The following is a 16,195-nucleotide window of genomic DNA, read 5'->3' on the forward strand; positions in this document are numbered from 1 at the left end:
AGGGTTTATAATAATATGCAGCTATTCATTTATTAAGATAGTAAATAAATATTCCATATGAGCAAATGTAAAAATAGTGTTTCTTATTATATTCATAGAATCATCCCAAGAAGCAAGGGTGATCAGCCGAATATTTATGTAGATCAGCAAAATTATTTATCTCGACTTGCGAATTTAAAATCAAAGTATATAGGTGTTGAGCATAGAAAAGAACAGTGGGATTTCTATACTTCTAGTCACTTAAAGGAAATAAATGCAAAGACGTTTTATAGCTTAAAACCTTCGAGTTTATCTGAGTTACCAGAAGGCTCCGTTGTGACAAGAAGCTTTAAATATAGAGATATTAGACTGGAAAATGAATTCCAAGCGATCATATACTCAATTAGCAGTGCGCTCTCGGCACTAACTTATGTGATAACGTCCTTTGTAAAAGGTAGTCAGAGCTTGCATAGCCATACTAAACTAATAAAAATCCTGCTAAAGACGTCAGACAACTCTATCCTTTCTAGGTTAATAATTGAAAGCGGAGAAAGTTGGTATGATGAACTTAAAGTCCGCAGGGATACAGGAACATATTACGTTTCTTTGTTACTAAAGTCTACCTTAGAACATACAATTCTTGATGGTGAAGAGTTTTTCGAAACTAAGAGCATATTAAGTTTAATGAAGTATCCAGTAAAAAAGAATTTTTTGTTATTGGATGATATACCACTTCTTGATGGTTCAGAAATGAAAAGTAAGTCCAGCGTAATTAATGGTAAAGTTGAGCTTGAAGAACAAGTACTAGATATAAATAAACAGGTTGTCTATCAAAGTAACTCACAAAAAATTGATCCAATTGATCCAATTGATCCAATTGAGTTGATTGACGGGATTTCTTATATAAACAATATTTGTTTTGAGCTAGAGTCTTATGTTATAAAGGTATTGGAAGAACTAAATAAAAAAATAATCTAAAAATTATTTTTCGATAAGGCTTTAAAGAAAATAGGTGTGTCACTCTTAAGTTCATAGGGAGACTTTTTTTCAGTTTTTTGTTTTCTCAATTTTAGCCTGCTCAGTTTGAATTATAATGAGATTAATTAATAAGGAGCTAGCTTTGAAGTTATACAGATATAGGTCTGCTAACATTAATACGTTTTCTGAGATTTTAAATCGTTGTGCTTGGCACTCACGGTTAGATAAGTTAAATGACCCTTTCGAAGGTATATATGTCAATCGCTCAAATCTAACCGATATTGATAACCTAATAGAACAACTAAAAGTATGTTGCTTTAGTACAGACCACGAAAACCTCCTGCTTTGGGCTCACTACTCAGATAATCATGAAGGTGTTTGTTTAGAGTATGATTTGACCGACGATGAGTTTAGGGGGCAGTTCTTTAAGGTCAAATATAGTAACCATCAACCAGTTTTAAATGATATTAAGTATTTCCCCAAGGGACACCCCTCAGAAGGTTTTTTACATATCAATATTAATGATAAAAGTGCCAGTGTTTTTTTAACAAAAAGTTTGGACTGGGAGTATGAGCAAGAATGGAGAAAGTTCAGAATATCTGACAACAACGCTGTAGGTGAGATCGCAGAAGTTCCTGGTCGATTAAGTGCCGTGTATTTTGGTCTAAGGGCATCTAAGGCTACAAAGCAAATTATACATAAGCTATTGCCAAAACCTATAGACATTGATTTGTGGGAGTCATCTCTGGAAGCGGGCAGTTACAAACTAACTTTTAGTAAGTACTCGATTGACTAAGGAAAGCAATTAAATAATTTACTACACCAAAATATATAGTGATGCATTAGATAACAATGTATAGATATTGATTGTATTAATGTCATGGGATGGAGTAAAATCTTCGGTCATTATTCTGTGTGATGTTAAAGTTTAGGAAGGAATTAGCGTTTAGAATAGTGAAGTGTCGTATATTCGACTAGTCAGAGATTTATAACCTACAGCATTCAGCGTGCTGCTGTGTGTAGGATGTTTCACTTGAGATTTGAAGTGAATTTAATCATCACACAGTCTGCGCATAAATATCCAGTCTCATTAAGTTTGACAAGCCACGTAAATACCAGCTGACCTCAAAGGGTTAGCCTTTCTGTTAGGTCTTAACTGCTTATTCCAATATGTTCAACATACTCTATATGTTTCTTACTGTAAGCTAGACTTGTTTAATACTAGGCTACAGTAGTTATGCGCACAGTTTCTTTACAGAATCCCGAAATAGCCTGAAATCTGTTCTTGATGGCGTGGTTAATGATGCAAAGCGTTGACCATTTGAAGGTACTTATAAGCCTGAGCCATTGAAGGAAAACTTAACTGGTTTTTAGTAACGTAAGATCGATGATACCAATCGATTGTTCTACGCCGTTAATGACACACATTTGACGATAATTTTCTGTCGTTATCATTACTAGCTTGAAATGCAGTTAGCAATTCAAACTACGAATCAGATATGGTGGGCGAGTTTGATGTCTTCGCTTGTGGTTGTGGTGGCCACAACAAAAAATTGAAGGGCCATTGCAAAACACAAATAAACTACCTTGATTTCATTTGCTGATAAACACTAACCAGCTCCTGCGCTCTTTGTGAAACCTCTTCGGCTGTACTCCCCGGCTTATACAAAGAGCCACCAATACCAAAGCCATCAATACCCGCATCACACCAGTGTTGTAAATTATCGGAGGCGACTCCACCGACTGCAAATAGCTCGATTGTATCGGGCAAAACTGCTCGAATGGCAGACACACCAGAGTAGCCAAGTGCAGAGGCAGGAAAAAGCTTAAGTCCATCAGCTCCCCAGTCCAGAGCCGAAAAGCATTCTGTTGGCGTGAGTACGCCGGGGTACGACTGCATTTCAAGCGCTTTGGTTTCCCTGATAATCGCTTCATTACAATTTGGCGATACGACAAAAGAGCCACCGGCACGCTTTACTTGCGATACATCCGCCAGCTTTACAACGGTTCCGGCACCGATATTTACCTGATCGCCAAACCGGTTAGCCATCACTTCAATCGATTTAAGTGCATTTGGAGAATTTAATGGCACCTCGATCCACGTGATACCACTATCAACCAAAGCGGCTGTGATGCTTTCGGCTTCATTAGGTTTTATACCACGTAATATAGCGATTAATTTTAGGGTCATTTTAATTTCCTTGAGAATCAGAAAGGCTTTGGTACGCTTTAATCAGGCCTGCTAGTGTCATTGCCTTCGGGTCGTAAGTTTTTGAATCAACATCCAACAACGCTAATGCATTGGCATAAAGTGTTGTCAGAAACGGGTCACCTATAATGGCGACCCGTTGTGATTGCCAATAGCGCTTAGAGCCGGAGAGTTCAGCGCCAATCAATAAGCCAGATAAATGAGAGCGGGCCATCTCGGGAGGGAAGTCATTGAGTAAGTAGCGAGCCCTTAATCTGAAGCAATTGGATATCAAGTTTTCAGGGTGCTCTATGCCAGACTTTGCGCCTTCTAAAAATGCATTGTCATTCCAACCGCCTTTAGATGTGCTGTGGCGCAAGATAGACTGTTCAGATAGCAGGGAAAACATTTCTCCCGTCATGCTCGTGGTGAAATGGTCAACCGTTCCATCTTTCAGTGATACCCACTTGCTATGCGTACCAGGCAGGCACACAGCGCTAAAAGCATCTGACTCGATAGCTATCAATCCTGCAATTTGGGTTTCCTCTCCACGCATAACGTCAGCGGGTTCAGCCTGACTAATACCCGGCAAAATATGAACCTTGATGCGTGCATTGTGGGTGTCGACCTGAATGCTATGTTGTATTGAAAAAGGTTCACAAGGAGCTGAACGATAAGGTGCTTCAGCCCACCCCTGACGTGCTCCGACCATCCCGCAGGCTAGCACTGGAATAATGCGAGCTTCCGGCAGCCAGCTTTGGATAAGCTCCATTAAAGCGGGTTCAAATGCATCCGGTGTGAGCACTCCCATGCCGTTGCTTGAGCTGGCTTCATCGATCACCTGATTATCTTCACTCATTGCGTAGGCACGTAAATGTGTCGTACCCCAATCAACTGCAATCCATGTAATCATCAGTTTAAGACCCCTCCAGTGGTTTTAATTAATGCGGAATTTTTTGATAAAATCTCGATCAGGTTCAACACCTAAGCCTGGACCGTCGGGAATGCTTACATACCCTGAATTGGTGGCGACTTGTGCTTGAATATTGAGTGGCTCTAGTAAAAGCTCGTCTCTAAACAGATTGTGTGTGGTATCAAATTCCAACATCGGCTCGCGTGGGAATAAACCTCCCGGCATCGGTGGCATTGCTGCCAGTAGGTGTAGATTTGTGGCGATAGCAACTGCCGAGCCCCAAACGTGATTAACCACTGGGGTAAAATGTGCGTGTGCTAAAGCCAGCACTTTTAGGTACTCCGATATTCCGCCCACCGCGCAGACTTCAGGTTGAGCGATATCGACGCAACGACCTTCTAGTAAATGACGCCAGCCCCAGCGAGTAAACTCAGCTTCACCGCCAGCAATGTTAGTTTTTAGCTTGTTACGTAATTCGCGGTAACCCTCGTAATCTTCAGGTGCGATTGGCTCTTCGAACCAATAAGCATTCAGCTCATCAAGTGCATAACCGACGTGCAGGGCATCACTGGTGGTATAGCAGTGGTTAGCATCGACCATAAAAGGGAAGTCATCACCAACCGCCTCACGGACTGCTTCGGCGAGGCGGATATCATCTTTCACACCAAGTCCGACCTTCATTTTGGTCGCGGCAAATCCCGCGTCTTTAATCGCGGCAGCCTCATCTTTAAAGCGGGCGACATGTGAATTGGTATCTTCCCGACATAGCATCATGCCGTAACCATAAACCGGCACCTTGTCCCTAAAGTGTCCACCAACCAGTTTAGACAGTGGCAGATTGGCTATTTTCCCAAATAGATCCCAGAGCGCTATATCAACGCCAGACAATGCCTGAAGTGGCATACCTTTCTGGCCATGATCGCGTAGTAGGTTATAGACGTGATGCCAGATGGCTTCCCGATCGAGGGGGTCTTTGCCAAGAATCATGGGTTGAATAACTTGCTCGACGATGGTTTTATTTGCAATTGCCACATTGCCCGGACCAAAACATTCACCCCAGCCGGTTAGACCTTCATCGGTTGTTATCTCAACGAGATGCGTTGAACGTTTCGCGTAATATTGTTGGGAATATCCCAGTTCTTTGGGTAAGTCGTATTGCAATATATGGCTTTTAATGGATGTGATTTTCATTAGGATTTATTCAAACCTCGGCTGATGCGTTTCAGGATAAGGTAGTCGTGTAAGGCAAGGGTTGAGCAGTCATGGCCAATGCCCGATTGACCGATTCCACCATGCGGTAAATCGATATCATATTTAACACCGTTGATTTGTATCTCTCCGTACCGCAAGTCTGCAGCCCACTGCTCAGCTAAGTCGAGATTACGGGTAAAGACGTAAGCCGTTAAGCCGCCTTCGCCACAGTCATTGGCCATACGCTTAAGGTCGGTATCGTCGTCAAAGGGGATAATGCTGAGGATAGGGCCAAAGTTCTCTTGTCGGTACAGAGCCATGCTTTCCGTGACATCGGTCAGTACTGTTGGCGCTAAAAAGTGTCCTTGTTTTAGTTCGGTAGGGCGATCTCCTCCGATGAGGCACTTTGCACCTTCTGTTACAGCGCCATCGATGAGCCCTTTGAGCCGAAGCCAGGCACGGCCATCAACCACGGGGCCAGTCAGGATGTCAGCATGTTTGTCCCAGCCGACCTTAGTCGCTGCTGCTCTGGCGACGATCTTGTCGGTGACTTCATCGAGTACTTTACGATGAACAAACACGCGATTGGGAGAAACACAAATCTGCCCCGCATTGCTGAACTTGACGCCGCAGGCAATATCCGCAGCCAAATCCGTATCGGCGTCGGGGAAGATAAGCATCGGTGCATTGCCACCAAGCTCCATGGAGTAGCGCTTAATGGTGCTAGAGCCCGTTCGCATGATGTGCTTGCCGGTATTGGTTGATCCAATCAAGGTGATCAGTGATGGAATAGGTGAGGCAGACAGGTGATCCGCGACATCATAGCCATCAGTAGAAAGAATCTGAACCACGCCCGCTGGTAAACCGATCTGGTGGCAAAGTTCTCCCACCGCATAGGCAGAAATAGGTGTCAATTCGGATGGCCTGATGATGATAGGACAGCCTGCTGCCATTGCCGGGCCAATTTTGAAAGCAAGATTGAGCAGCGGGAAATTCCAGGCAATAAAAGCCAGTGCGACTCCGGTTGATTCATGTACCAAGCGATGCGTGTGCGTACCGGTACGGTCAGGAAGTATCGTGTCTTGGACTCGGGCGATTTCCTCGGCATAAAATGCTAAAGAATTCTTGAGACTGTCGAAATCCTCCTGCGTGCTTGCCCAAGGTTTCCCCATCTCATGGTGGATACAGTCGCGTAGATGCTCTTCGTTTTCGATAACGGCATCGCGTAATTTGCTCATCCACTGTTGCCGCTCTGCAATACTAGTGCGTGACCAGCTTGGCAAAGCATCGCTTGCTGCTTTTAGTGCGCGGTCTGCATCTGCTATCCCAGCTGAGGGAACGGTAGCAACCTTTTCGTCATTGGCTGGGTTGAATACGTCAATCGTGCCCGTACCGTCAACCAACTCTCCGGCGATGTACATTTTCTTAGAAAAACTCATTCTAAGCTGCTCCTATAAAAATCAGATTTTAGTTGTGCGAGTGTCACAAAGGACTTTGGTCAATTGGGTGTGTTTTACCAGTTAGTCACTGAGCCATCTGGCCTGACGAGGTGAGGGCATTCAGCAGGTGTCGGAATGGAAGCGCGCAAAGCATCTTCATCAACCTCAATCCCAAGTCCCGGAGAGTCAGGTACAACATAAACAGCGCCTTCCAGCTCAAGCTGTACCGGGAAAATACTCTTATCATGAAAGCCAAGGTTTTCAACGGGGGACTGCCTTGTCTCCAACCAGGATAGGTTGGGGACCGCAGCAGACATATGTACGCTAGCTGCTGTACAAATAGGACCGAGTGGATTATGGGGCATCAAGTCAATGTAGTGCTGTTCACTCCAGCCGGCTACCTTCATGGCTTCGGTGAAGCCTCCAACATTCGATATATCAAACCGCATGTATTGGGTGAGTCCCTGCTCTATAAACGGAGCAGCCTGCCACTTCGAGGAGAACTCCTCACCAACTGCAAACGGAATATTTGTTAGTTTTCTAAGGGCAGCATAAGCTTCAGGGCTTTCAGATCGAATGGGTTCCTCAAGAAAATCCAGCGTTCCCGCGGGCATCATATTGGAAAAGCTTGCGATCTCAGCAGGCGTGTAACGGTGATGTAGATCGATACCGATACAAAGGTTGTGTCCAAACTCTTCACGCATGGCAATCAGATGTTGGGCGGTACCGGCAAGCGTTGAGCGAGGGTTGAAAACGGTATTATCAAAGCCACTGGGGTAGATACGAACGCAATCCCAACCTGCCTCAATGAGCGTTCTGGTGTCGTTCAGTGTCTGTTCGATGTTGTCAGCCATGAAGCTGGCAAAGGTAGGGATGACATCTCTCTGTTTACCGCCCAAAAGCTGGTAAACCGGCACGCCTAAGCGTTTACCAAGTAGGTCATATAACGCGATGTCGATTGCGGATATCGCGGCGGTAATGACGCGTCCACCTTCAAAGTACTGACTCCGGTAGCACTCTTGCCATATACGGCCGATTTGTCGTGAATCCTGTCCGATAAGAAATGTAGTGAAATGATCGACCATAGCAACCACTGCATTTTCTCTGGTCGAGAGCCCGGACTCTCCCCATCCGACAAGACCGTCTCTGGTTTCAATACGAATCACTAGCTGGTTACGAAGACCGACTTTAGCTGGGATGGCTTCAATAGAAGTGATTTCAGCGGATCGCGATTGCTTCAGCGGCGGTAGCTCCTCTGCTTGAGTTTGGTAAGTTTTAGTATGATTTCCTGACACGGCGACACTCCCAAATTTTAGTATTTTGACGCTGCGGTTGTCACAGCACAGCCATAATAGTACACTATTATTTTAAAATAATGTATGGTTTTATTCTTGATGGAGTTAACCTTAAGAATTTAGCACTTAAAATTTAGCTTAGGAGATTGAGATGAATACCCGCAAAAACATGCTGCTCTTTGTTACGGATCAATGGCGATGGGATACGCTTAATCTTCCGGGCCATCCGGCAAAGCTGCCAAACCTGCACGCTTTTGCCAGTGAAGCGACACAATTCACTAACGCATTTACCACTGTGCCGTTGTGTACTCCAGCACGTGGAAGCCTGTTTACGGGTAAGCTTCCTCACCAACATGGCTCTACAGATAATGTTCAAGGCAAGTCTTTTTACCCTTTTGGAAAACTACACCCTTCTCAGGTCACTTACCTTGAGCGGTTGGCTGCTGAAGGTTATGACGTTGCCTTTATTGGTAAATGGCACCTTGGTGATGGGACGGTAATCGAAAGAGGAATTAGCGATGTGACGCTGAGTGATGGGGGAGAGGTTCCTTTAATGGATACTGCCGATGTTACGTTTGATGGGCCCAGAAAGTCGCCTTATTACGGCACCATTGTCGAAGGTAAAACCTTAGATGATCAACGGGTCGATAAGGCGATTGAAAAACTAGCGGGGCTCGCTGCCTCCGAGCGTCCCTTTTGCCTGGTCGTCTGCTTGCACGGTCCACACTTTCCGCATCATGTGCCCAAGGAGTTTGTGGATCTCTACGATGATCTTCCCGAAGATTATGTGCCGGAGAATTGGTGCGAGCAGTTTTCAGAAAGCGGCAAACCACTTGCGCAAAGTGCCTTTTATTGGCCATGTCAGGACACCTCCCACATGAGCCAACAGGACTGGCGACGCACTGCACAGCATTATTGGGGGTTCTGTTCGCATATTGACAGTATGTTTGGTCGTTTGAGAAACGCTATGACCACTTACGGGCTCGATGATAATACGGTGTTAACTTTCACGGCTGATCATGGAGAAATGCTGGGTTCTCACGGCTGGTTCGATAAGGGGCCATTCTTCTACGAAGAGGTGATGCGTATTCCAATGTTAGTGCGTGATCCTGGCAATAGTCACGGTGAGTCTTGTGAGACTTATGTCAACCTTCGCGATCTCTTTCCAACGGTTATAGAGCGAGCTGGCGGGGTGGATATGCTGGATGATGACGAGTTGGGGCGAAGCTATTGGAAGTCCGACGCAAACTATGCTTTCTATGTTTATGATGCTTACCAAGGGCGACAATTTCGTTTTAGAGGCATACGAGGAGAGCGCTATAAATATGCTTGGAGTCCACACGATATTGAGGAGCTGTATGACCTTGAAGCGGATCCGGGGGAACGTGTAAATCGTGCGGGTGATCCTGAGCTTAGAGCGATACAGAGCGATTTAAAGGCGCGACTTTTCCAATGGATGGAAGCGGAAGGCGATTGGCTGGCTGGCCCTGGTCATCATCAGCCGGTCGGTAGTTATATTGATGGTCGCGACCGCAGCGAGCAACATGTCCACCCAGCCTGATGTTTTGAATTTCCTGCGGCTGTTATGGTTGCAGCCGCACGGAGTTATTAGTGCGATTCAATAGCCGCTGACTATGTTCGGGACGCTCGTGCTTGCTTAATTTTTAGTTGATCTGCAAGGTGACTTCCAGCATCGCCGATATGTTCTCTTAATACTTTAAGCGCGAGCTCCACGTCCTGTGAACGTATAGCCTCTATTAGTTTCCGATGCTCTTTTAAGATTGCTTCCTGTCGTCCAAGTGCAATCGGAATACGGGCACTAATTGAACCAATGATTTCACGATGCTGCTTCCATAGTCCAAACGCAACTTGGTTGTAATGCCGCTCATACATAAATTCGTGGAAGGCATGGTTTAGTTTGGTGTGTTGACGAGCATCTTTAAAGTTTAGTGCCTCGATTTCATCCTGTATCGCTTCGAGGGCATCGATATCTTCAGTGCTTGCCGTTTCGATAAACAAGCGCATCAAGTAGGGCTCTAATTGATAACCAACTTCTGCGACATCGCGCACATAATCCGTGTCTATGGGGCGAACCCGCGCACCTTGGTTTTGCGTGAATAAAACCAGCCCTTCACCACGCAGCTGCTGCAATGCCTCGCGTACCGGATTGGTTGAGGTTTCATATCGTCTGGCCAGTTCGGAAATTTTTAGGCGTACATTGGCTTCGAGAGCATCGGACAAAATGTCATGTCTGATACGCTCGTAGATCGAGCCTGATGGGGAAACGGGATTATTAATATTCATATAGGAATTGTCCTGCTTTTTTGTGCTCCGATCAAGTCTATTATCGTGCACTTGATACTCTATATTGTTAAAATAGCACATTATATAAGGGCGGAGTACAACTTATGAAAAAACCAGTGTGTGTCGATACTGCTAAAGCGGGTTGTGGAGAAGGGCTAGTTTGGGATGTAAGACGTGCTTGTCTTTGGTGGGTCGATATTTCAGGAGAGGTTTTGCACCGATTTGATCCGTCAACGGGACAAGGAACTCGGATTAAAATGCCATACCTGATCAGTGCCGTGGCGCTGCATCATGACGGTCGCTTGATCATCGCAACGGCCGAGGGGCTTGGGATTGTTGATGAGAGCAACGGAGTCATTAAGATCATCATGCATCCCGAACGTTATCTTTCTGGCAACCGTCTGAATGATATCGTTGCAGCTCCAGATGGTAACCTATGGGCAGGAACCATGTCTGAAGGTGCTAAAGCGGCCACTGGAGCCTTGTATCGTATCGGTTTGGGAGGCGTCGATAAGATGATGGAAAATACCACCATTTCAAACGGCATGGACTGGAGCCCTGATGGCACTAAGCTGTATTTCATCGACAGCGTGCCGGGCGTCCTTTATGTCTTTTCCGATAATGAATGGCGGGTTTTATTTCGCTTTGATGAAACAGTTGGTCGGCCTGATGGCTTATGTGTTGATTCTGCGGGAATGCTCTGGGTTGCCATTTGTGATAGGGGGCAGGTTATTGGAATGACGCCTGATGGAAAGATTACCGAGCAGATTGAGCTTCCGTGTGAGATCGTGACCAATTGTGCTTTTGGTGGATCTGATCTTAAAACGCTTTATGTAACAACTGGGACATTCAGTATGAGCGAGGCTGAGAAGCTTGAAAACCCATTGGCAGGTGGTTTGTTTGCGGTGGAAATGGGTGTGGCTGGTAAAGCTGCGTATTTCCTTGAGTGGCCTGCAAGCTGATCATGATTAATTCAAAGTGCAGTGCGGTAGTATTAACCGCACTGCACTTGAGCTAGCGGATACGGAGGCCAGACTCTGTATCAAACAATAATAGTGAAGCAGTGTCGACGCCTACGGTTATATTCTTACCTTCAACCGGGGGGATCTTATTTCGCCATTCCACCACTACCGGCAGCTCCTCCTCAGCTACGGTCGTATAGACATAGGAAACGCCACCCAAGTTTTCAACCACATCAACGGGCAGTTCTGCCTTGATTTCACTGTCAGGGTCAAAGTGCTCAGGGCGGATACCAACCGTCACGGATGAGCCAACAGCGGGGGTAGACGCTATTGCGAACTGAACCTCAATGCCGCTCAAGCCAGGTAAGGTCACACCGACTTTTCCCTCATCCACTCGGCTAACATTGCCTTTAAAAAAGTTCATCCTTGGACTGCCGATAAAGCCTGCGACGAATAGATTATCAGGGTCTTCATACAGCGTTATCGGTGGCCCTACTTGCTCAATGATGCCATCTCGCAGTACGACTATTTTATCTGCCATGGTCATCGCTTCGACCTGATCATGAGTCACATAAATCATGGTAGCTTTGAGCTTTTTGTGTAAGCGCGCAATCTCCACCCGCATTTCCACACGCAGCTCGGCGTCGAGATTTGAGAGTGGTTCGTCGAATAAAAACACCTCTGGCTGGCGTACGATCGCCCGACCGATAGCCACTCGCTGACGCTGTCCGCCCGACAGTGCTTTAGGCTTTCGATCCATTAAGGCATTAAGCTTCAGAATATTGGCGGCAGCGTTAACTTTCTCCTCGATCACTGATTTTTCTGCGCCGCTAATCTTTAGTCCAAAGCTCATATTTTCGCGGACGGTCATGTGGGGGTAGAGCGCATAAGTTTGGAACACCATCGATACCCCGCGCTTAGCGGGGTCAGTGTGGGTCACGTCACGGTCTCCGATGGCTATGCGACCCTCGGTGGTTACTTCAAGGCCTGCGATCATACGTAATAAGGTGGACTTGCCACAGCCGGAAGGTCCGACAAAAACACAGAACTCCCCATCATCAACGGTCAAGTCTACGCCTTTGATGACCTCGATCTGACCGAAGCGCTTAACGACATTGTTGATTACCAGCTTAGCCATTTTGTTTTCTCCTCGTATCATTTACACCCAATAGGTTTGACATTGCCCGGTCTGCCACCAGATCAGCTCCGTTCATTGCACTGGAAGCCGCTGATAGCAGGAAAACTGCGGCATCGCCGATTTCTTCAACAGTGCTAACCTCATTATCGGCTGCCCATGAGCGGAAGTTTGCAGCATTGGCTGGGTCTTTCATGGCCTCAATAACGACTTCTGTTTGAGTCATTCCCGGGCTTAATGAATTCACACGAATTCCATAGGGCGCAAGAGACCAAGCCATGGCTCGTGTCATTGAGACAATAGCCCCCTTTGTTCCGGCGTAGCCTTCATGACCAGGGTTTGTTGCCGAGGCATGGTTTGAGGCAATGTTTACAATCACTCCACTGCCTGCTTCAGCCATGATTCGTCCAGCCACCTGGGAGCCGAAAAGTACTGAGCGTTGGTTGACGTTCCAAAGTGTTTCCATCTGCTTTCTGGTCATTTCAAGAAAGGGGACCTTGATGGTGACGCCGGCATTATTCACCAGTCCGTCAAGCTGACCGAAGTGCTCATGAGCGTCAAGAATGGCTGCTTCAAAGGCATCCAAGTCGCTGACATCAGCCTGAGTAAACCGAGCACCCATCCCCAGCAGTTTCGCTTCACCGACGGCGTTCACATCAATGCCCGTTACATCGGCTCCCGCTGCCCGACATTGTCGGGCGATGCCGAGGCCAATGCCAGCACCAGCACCGGTTACAACAATATGTTTTCCAGTTAGGTTCATTTAACGGCTCCTGCTGTCGCGCCAGCCATAATTTTACGTTGAAAAGCTGCAAACATTAGCAGTAGTGGCAATGAGCCTAGTACTGCGGCTGGGAAGAGCTTGGTTGGATCGATGCCGGTATTGCCGACGAATTTGTAGACTGCGATCATGACAGTGAGCTTGTCCTTATCGGTTAGAAGCAGTAGTGGATAGATGAAGTCGTTCCAGACCATAATCATGATGAACAATGATAGCGTTGCTGTGACCGGAGCCAGAAGGGGTCGAATAACGTGCCAGAAAACCTGTAGGTTAGTACAGCCATCAAGCCGTGCAGCTTCTTCTAGTTCGATCGGAATGGCAGCAATGAAACTGGTGTAAAAGAATACGGCTAAAGGTAGCTTCAATGCAGCAAACGCGAGTATGACGCCGAGGTAGCTATCCAGCAGGCCAATGTCACGAAAGATGACGTAGATCGGAGTGATGGTTACAAAGCCGGGGGTAGCCAGCCCTAGCGCCATGATCATGACTATGGTTCTACTGAGTCTGTTTTGAATCCGTGCTAGCGGATAGGCCGCCATGGCACCTGCAAACACTACAATAACAATGACCGAGACGGTGATGCCAAGCGAGTTCAACACGGAGCGCACATAGCCCATGGATGACAGCGTGGCCATGTAATTTCCCCAATACAAACTTGTGGGCAAACCCAGCGGATCCTGAGCAATCTCTGTTGCGGTCTTGAAGGACATCATGACCATATAGAACAAAGGCAGCAGCATGATCATCACAAGCAGCAGCACGATGCTATGTGCAAAGACTGATTTTCCTTGTCGCCTGATTCGATCCCAATCAGGTGACGGTCTGCGAGAGGCATCTTGAACGGTGGAAGTACTCATGTGTTGTTCTCCCGATTACGTAGTATTTTGTTCTGAACGAAGGCAACCAACAGTACAAGAATCAACATAATGATCGACAATGCCGAGGCAAAACCAAATTTGTACTGACCAAACAGGTTGTCAATAATCTCTAGTGACAACATGCGTGTGGCGCCATCTGGCCCTCCATTGGTGAGAATGAATGGCAGTTCAAAGGTTTGCAGTGTTCCGATGGTCGTTAATACCACGGAAACTGTGATCGAGGGCGCGAGCAGTGGTAACTCGATATCGCGGAATATTTGCCAGGATGAGGCACCCTCCAATTTAGCAGCCTCTCCAATTTCTTCAGAAATTCCTGCAAAACCTGCCAGAAAAATGGCGCAGGTAAAGCCCGTGAACATCCATATTTGAGTGAAGGCAACGGAGTAGAGTGCAAGTGATGGATCGCCTAACCAATTCTGTTCCCAACTACTCAGACCGATATCCCGCAGGGCGGTATTAATCCCGCCATTGATAGGAGAGTAGAGAAATTGCCAAACGTACCCGACGACAACGAATGACATCATGGCAGGGGTGTATAGTGCAGCACGACTGAAATTTCGAATCAGCGGCATGCGGTGTAACACGGCGGCAAAAAACAGTCCGGATATGGTCAGGGACGATACTACTACCACAGTATACCAGAGGGTGATCCAGAGTTCTCTTAGGTAGCGGTCTCTTGAGAAAATTCGTTCATAGTTCCGCCAGCCAACCTCTTTGGCTTCACCAATACCTTGAAAGCTGGTGAAGCTCATGTCGATAGTCAGAAAAATGGGGTGAATGAAAAAGATCCCAAGCACCAAGAGGGCGGGTATTGTAAAAATATATAAGGAAAATCTCGTTTGCATTGTCGGTTTCTCCAAGCAACGATGGATTTGAGAATCAGAACCCGGCGCCAGCACGCCGGGTCTTTAGGTCAGATGCTATCTTCAACCGTTTCGTCCCAACGTATCAGCGTCTTCTCGTTGGGTGCATCCAAGTTGAGCAGGAAACCAGTCAGGCTATTTTCCCATTCGGATTGCAGTGGTTTAGGGAACTCCATGGTTGAGAACGGCCATAATATGAGGCTGTTCTTATCACGTGCTTGCGTGTAGGGCTTAGCAAGATCAGGCATATTGTTTCCAGCATTCTCGTAAGGGCTGTAAGCACCTTCAGCTTTCAGGAATACATTTAAATTTTCCTTATCGGCAAAGAAGTTGATCCACTTAGTGGCTGCCTCAGCGTTCTTGGATTCAGTTGGAATCGCCCAACCTGGTCCAATGAGGTCAAGTGCTAAGCCATCTTCAGTATAAGCCGATGGCATGGGGGCAAACTGGAAGTTCAGACCTTGTACCGCAGAAAATCCACCGATGTTCCAGGCTCCCTGTGGCAAGATTGCGACATTACCTGCGCGGAATTCTTGTGGTGCGGTTGCCCAAGGATCAAGCCCTGCCTGCAGTTTAGGGTCGAAGCAATTAGCCTTTACTAGGTCTCGGACGCTGTCTAGCGATGCGTTGAAGTTCTTATCATCCTCAAATTTACGCTCACCAGAACCGTATTCTGCGGGTGAAATACCCTTTGGGTCGATGCCGTTTGCCCCAACGTATAGCATGGCAGAGAAACCACCGGAGAAAATCATTGGTGAAATATCTTTGGCCGCCAGTGCCTGGCAGGCTGTCTTGAGCTCGTCTAGCGTCACCGGTGCTTTGTCAATGCCCACTTTTGCAAGCAGGTCCATATTGACGAAATTCCCCATACCGATCACTTCTAGTGGGAAGATCACGATCTTGTCATCTTTAGTCATGAGGTCACGTACTGCCGGAACCATCTCTTTATACCAAGAGCTGTCAGTACCAAGGTCGGATAAAAGTCCGGCCCCACCCCAGAGCTCAACCAATGAGCTATCGACCATAGTGACATCAGGTGGGTTTCCACCCTGGAGGCGGGGCGGAATAACCTTATCGACATCTTTACGTGCGACATAGGTCAACTCGACATCAATATCAGGGTTTTCGGCTTCGAATTTTTTAATCAGTTGAGGGAGTCCGGCTGGCTCGGCGTCGTTACCTTTCCAGGCTACGACGTCCAGAACGACTTGAGCTTGCGCCACTGTTGCCAGACTGAGTGAAATAGCGGTTACTACAAAAAGTTTACGTATCATGGGTGATTTCTCCTC

16 protein-coding genes are annotated in these 16,195 nt (G+C 46.7%); 5 read left to right on the forward strand and 11 right to left on the reverse strand.

From position 1 onward, the window contains the following. Positions 1-57: 57 nt before the first annotated feature. The 3 genes from LEUMU_RS0103585 to LEUMU_RS29125 all read left to right on the forward strand — a co-directional run bounded on the left by LEUMU_RS0103585 (position 58) and on the right by LEUMU_RS29125 (position 2,418). Positions 58-957, forward strand: a complete 900-nt coding sequence (locus LEUMU_RS0103585) for a hypothetical protein (RefSeq protein WP_022950904.1) — start codon at positions 58-60, stop codon at positions 955-957. 142 nt (positions 958-1,099) lie between these two features. Further along, a complete protein-coding gene (locus LEUMU_RS0103590) occupies positions 1,100-1,753 on the forward strand; it encodes a DUF2971 domain-containing protein (RefSeq protein WP_169446357.1) in 654 nt (217 codons plus the stop codon). Between the two features lie 587 nt (positions 1,754-2,340). Further along, positions 2,341-2,418: a type II toxin-antitoxin system YoeB family toxin gene (locus LEUMU_RS29125; protein WP_281169946.1), complete on the forward strand. Its 78-nt coding sequence runs from the start codon at positions 2,341-2,343 to the stop codon at positions 2,416-2,418. Between the two features lie 121 nt (positions 2,419-2,539). Here LEUMU_RS29125 and LEUMU_RS0103595 read toward each other — a convergent pair whose 3' ends face one another. The 5 genes from LEUMU_RS0103595 to LEUMU_RS0103615 form a co-directional block, all read right to left on the reverse strand. Further along, positions 2,540-3,148, reverse strand: a complete 609-nt coding sequence (locus LEUMU_RS0103595; protein WP_022950906.1) for a 2-dehydro-3-deoxy-6-phosphogalactonate aldolase — start codon at positions 3,146-3,148, stop codon at positions 2,540-2,542. 1 nt (position 3,149) lies between these two features. Continuing rightward, a complete protein-coding gene (locus tag LEUMU_RS0103600; RefSeq protein ID WP_022950907.1) occupies positions 3,150-4,058 on the reverse strand; it encodes a 2-dehydro-3-deoxygalactonokinase in 909 nt (302 codons plus the stop codon). A 24-nt stretch (positions 4,059-4,082) separates the two neighbouring features. Next, complete coding sequence (locus LEUMU_RS0103605; RefSeq protein WP_022950908.1) at positions 4,083-5,249, reverse strand: mandelate racemase/muconate lactonizing enzyme family protein; 1,167 nt, start codon at positions 5,247-5,249, stop codon at positions 4,083-4,085. Further along, entirely contained in the window at positions 5,249-6,688 is a 1,440-nt protein-coding gene (locus LEUMU_RS0103610) for an NAD-dependent succinate-semialdehyde dehydrogenase (protein WP_022950909.1), read from the reverse strand. The genes LEUMU_RS0103605 and LEUMU_RS0103610 overlap by 1 nt, the downstream gene beginning before the upstream one ends. A gap of 74 nt (positions 6,689-6,762) precedes the next feature. Continuing rightward, positions 6,763-7,983 (reverse strand): mandelate racemase/muconate lactonizing enzyme family protein, encoded by a 1,221-nt coding sequence (locus tag LEUMU_RS0103615; protein WP_022950910.1) that lies wholly within the window; start codon positions 7,981-7,983, stop codon positions 6,763-6,765. 151 nt (positions 7,984-8,134) lie between these two features. Here LEUMU_RS0103615 and LEUMU_RS0103620 point away from each other — a divergent pair, with 151 nt between their 5' ends. Next, on the forward strand, positions 8,135-9,544 hold the full coding sequence (locus tag LEUMU_RS0103620) for a sulfatase-like hydrolase/transferase (protein ID WP_022950911.1): 1,410 nt from the start codon (positions 8,135-8,137) through the stop codon (positions 9,542-9,544). 71 nt (positions 9,545-9,615) lie between these two features. Here LEUMU_RS0103620 and LEUMU_RS24470 read toward each other — a convergent pair whose 3' ends face one another. Further along, positions 9,616-10,287 (reverse strand): GntR family transcriptional regulator, encoded by a 672-nt coding sequence (locus LEUMU_RS24470; protein ID WP_022950912.1) that lies wholly within the window; start codon positions 10,285-10,287, stop codon positions 9,616-9,618. Positions 10,288-10,391: 104 nt separating this feature from the next. Between LEUMU_RS24470 and LEUMU_RS0103630 the strand changes: the two genes are divergently transcribed. Beyond that, positions 10,392-11,249: an SMP-30/gluconolactonase/LRE family protein gene (locus LEUMU_RS0103630; protein ID WP_084708023.1), complete on the forward strand. Its 858-nt coding sequence runs from the start codon at positions 10,392-10,394 to the stop codon at positions 11,247-11,249. Positions 11,250-11,301: 52 nt separating this feature from the next. On the opposite strand, the gene LEUMU_RS0103635 is transcribed toward LEUMU_RS0103630, so the two are convergent. From LEUMU_RS0103635 to LEUMU_RS0103655, 5 genes are all read right to left on the reverse strand, one after another. Next, positions 11,302-12,387 (reverse strand): ABC transporter ATP-binding protein, encoded by a 1,086-nt coding sequence (locus LEUMU_RS0103635; RefSeq protein WP_022950914.1) that lies wholly within the window; start codon positions 12,385-12,387, stop codon positions 11,302-11,304. After that, entirely contained in the window at positions 12,380-13,147 is a 768-nt protein-coding gene (locus LEUMU_RS0103640; protein WP_022950915.1) for an SDR family NAD(P)-dependent oxidoreductase, read from the reverse strand. The genes LEUMU_RS0103635 and LEUMU_RS0103640 overlap by 8 nt, the downstream gene beginning before the upstream one ends. Continuing rightward, entirely contained in the window at positions 13,144-14,022 is an 879-nt protein-coding gene (locus LEUMU_RS0103645; RefSeq protein WP_022950916.1) for a carbohydrate ABC transporter permease, read from the reverse strand. Before LEUMU_RS0103645 ends, LEUMU_RS0103640 begins: the two co-directional genes overlap by 4 nt. Continuing rightward, on the reverse strand, positions 14,019-14,888 hold the full coding sequence (locus LEUMU_RS0103650) for a carbohydrate ABC transporter permease (protein WP_022950917.1): 870 nt from the start codon (positions 14,886-14,888) through the stop codon (positions 14,019-14,021). Before LEUMU_RS0103650 ends, LEUMU_RS0103645 begins: the two co-directional genes overlap by 4 nt. Before the next feature lie 68 nt (positions 14,889-14,956). Continuing rightward, positions 14,957-16,180: an ABC transporter substrate-binding protein gene (locus LEUMU_RS0103655; protein ID WP_022950918.1), complete on the reverse strand. Its 1,224-nt coding sequence runs from the start codon at positions 16,178-16,180 to the stop codon at positions 14,957-14,959. Positions 16,181-16,195 lie beyond the last annotated feature (15 nt).

It is taken from the genome of Leucothrix mucor DSM 2157 (assembly GCF_000419525.1).
Classification (GTDB): domain Bacteria; phylum Pseudomonadota; class Gammaproteobacteria; order Thiotrichales; family Thiotrichaceae; genus Leucothrix; species Leucothrix mucor.

Excerpts from the sequence above, each read along its gene's own strand:
- LEUMU_RS0103610 (WP_022950909.1), bottom strand. The coding sequence starts at position 6,688 with ATGAGTTTTTCTAAGAAAATGTACATCGCCGGAGAGTTGGTTGACGGT.
- LEUMU_RS24470 (WP_022950912.1), bottom strand. The coding sequence starts at position 10,287 with ATGAATATTAATAATCCCGTTTCCCCATCAGGCTCGATCTACGAGCGT.
- LEUMU_RS0103650 (WP_022950917.1), bottom strand. The coding sequence starts at position 14,888 with ATGCAAACGAGATTTTCCTTATATATTTTTACAATACCCGCCCTCTTG.
- LEUMU_RS0103645 (WP_022950916.1), bottom strand. The coding sequence starts at position 14,022 with ATGAGTACTTCCACCGTTCAAGATGCCTCTCGCAGACCGTCACCTGAT.
- LEUMU_RS0103595 (WP_022950906.1), bottom strand. The coding sequence starts at position 3,148 with ATGACCCTAAAATTAATCGCTATATTACGTGGTATAAAACCTAATGAA.
- LEUMU_RS0103630 (WP_084708023.1), top strand. The coding sequence starts at position 10,392 with ATGAAAAAACCAGTGTGTGTCGATACTGCTAAAGCGGGTTGTGGAGAA.
- LEUMU_RS0103620 (WP_022950911.1), top strand. The coding sequence starts at position 8,135 with ATGAATACCCGCAAAAACATGCTGCTCTTTGTTACGGATCAATGGCGA.
- LEUMU_RS0103640 (WP_022950915.1), bottom strand. The coding sequence starts at position 13,147 with ATGAACCTAACTGGAAAACATATTGTTGTAACCGGTGCTGGTGCTGGC.
- LEUMU_RS0103600 (WP_022950907.1), bottom strand. The coding sequence starts at position 4,058 with ATGATTACATGGATTGCAGTTGATTGGGGTACGACACATTTACGTGCC.
- LEUMU_RS0103605 (WP_022950908.1), bottom strand. The coding sequence starts at position 5,249 with ATGAAAATCACATCCATTAAAAGCCATATATTGCAATACGACTTACCC.
- LEUMU_RS0103585 (WP_022950904.1), top strand. The coding sequence starts at position 58 with ATGAGCAAATGTAAAAATAGTGTTTCTTATTATATTCATAGAATCATC.
- LEUMU_RS0103655 (WP_022950918.1), bottom strand. The coding sequence starts at position 16,180 with ATGATACGTAAACTTTTTGTAGTAACCGCTATTTCACTCAGTCTGGCA.
- LEUMU_RS0103635 (WP_022950914.1), bottom strand. The coding sequence starts at position 12,387 with ATGGCTAAGCTGGTAATCAACAATGTCGTTAAGCGCTTCGGTCAGATC.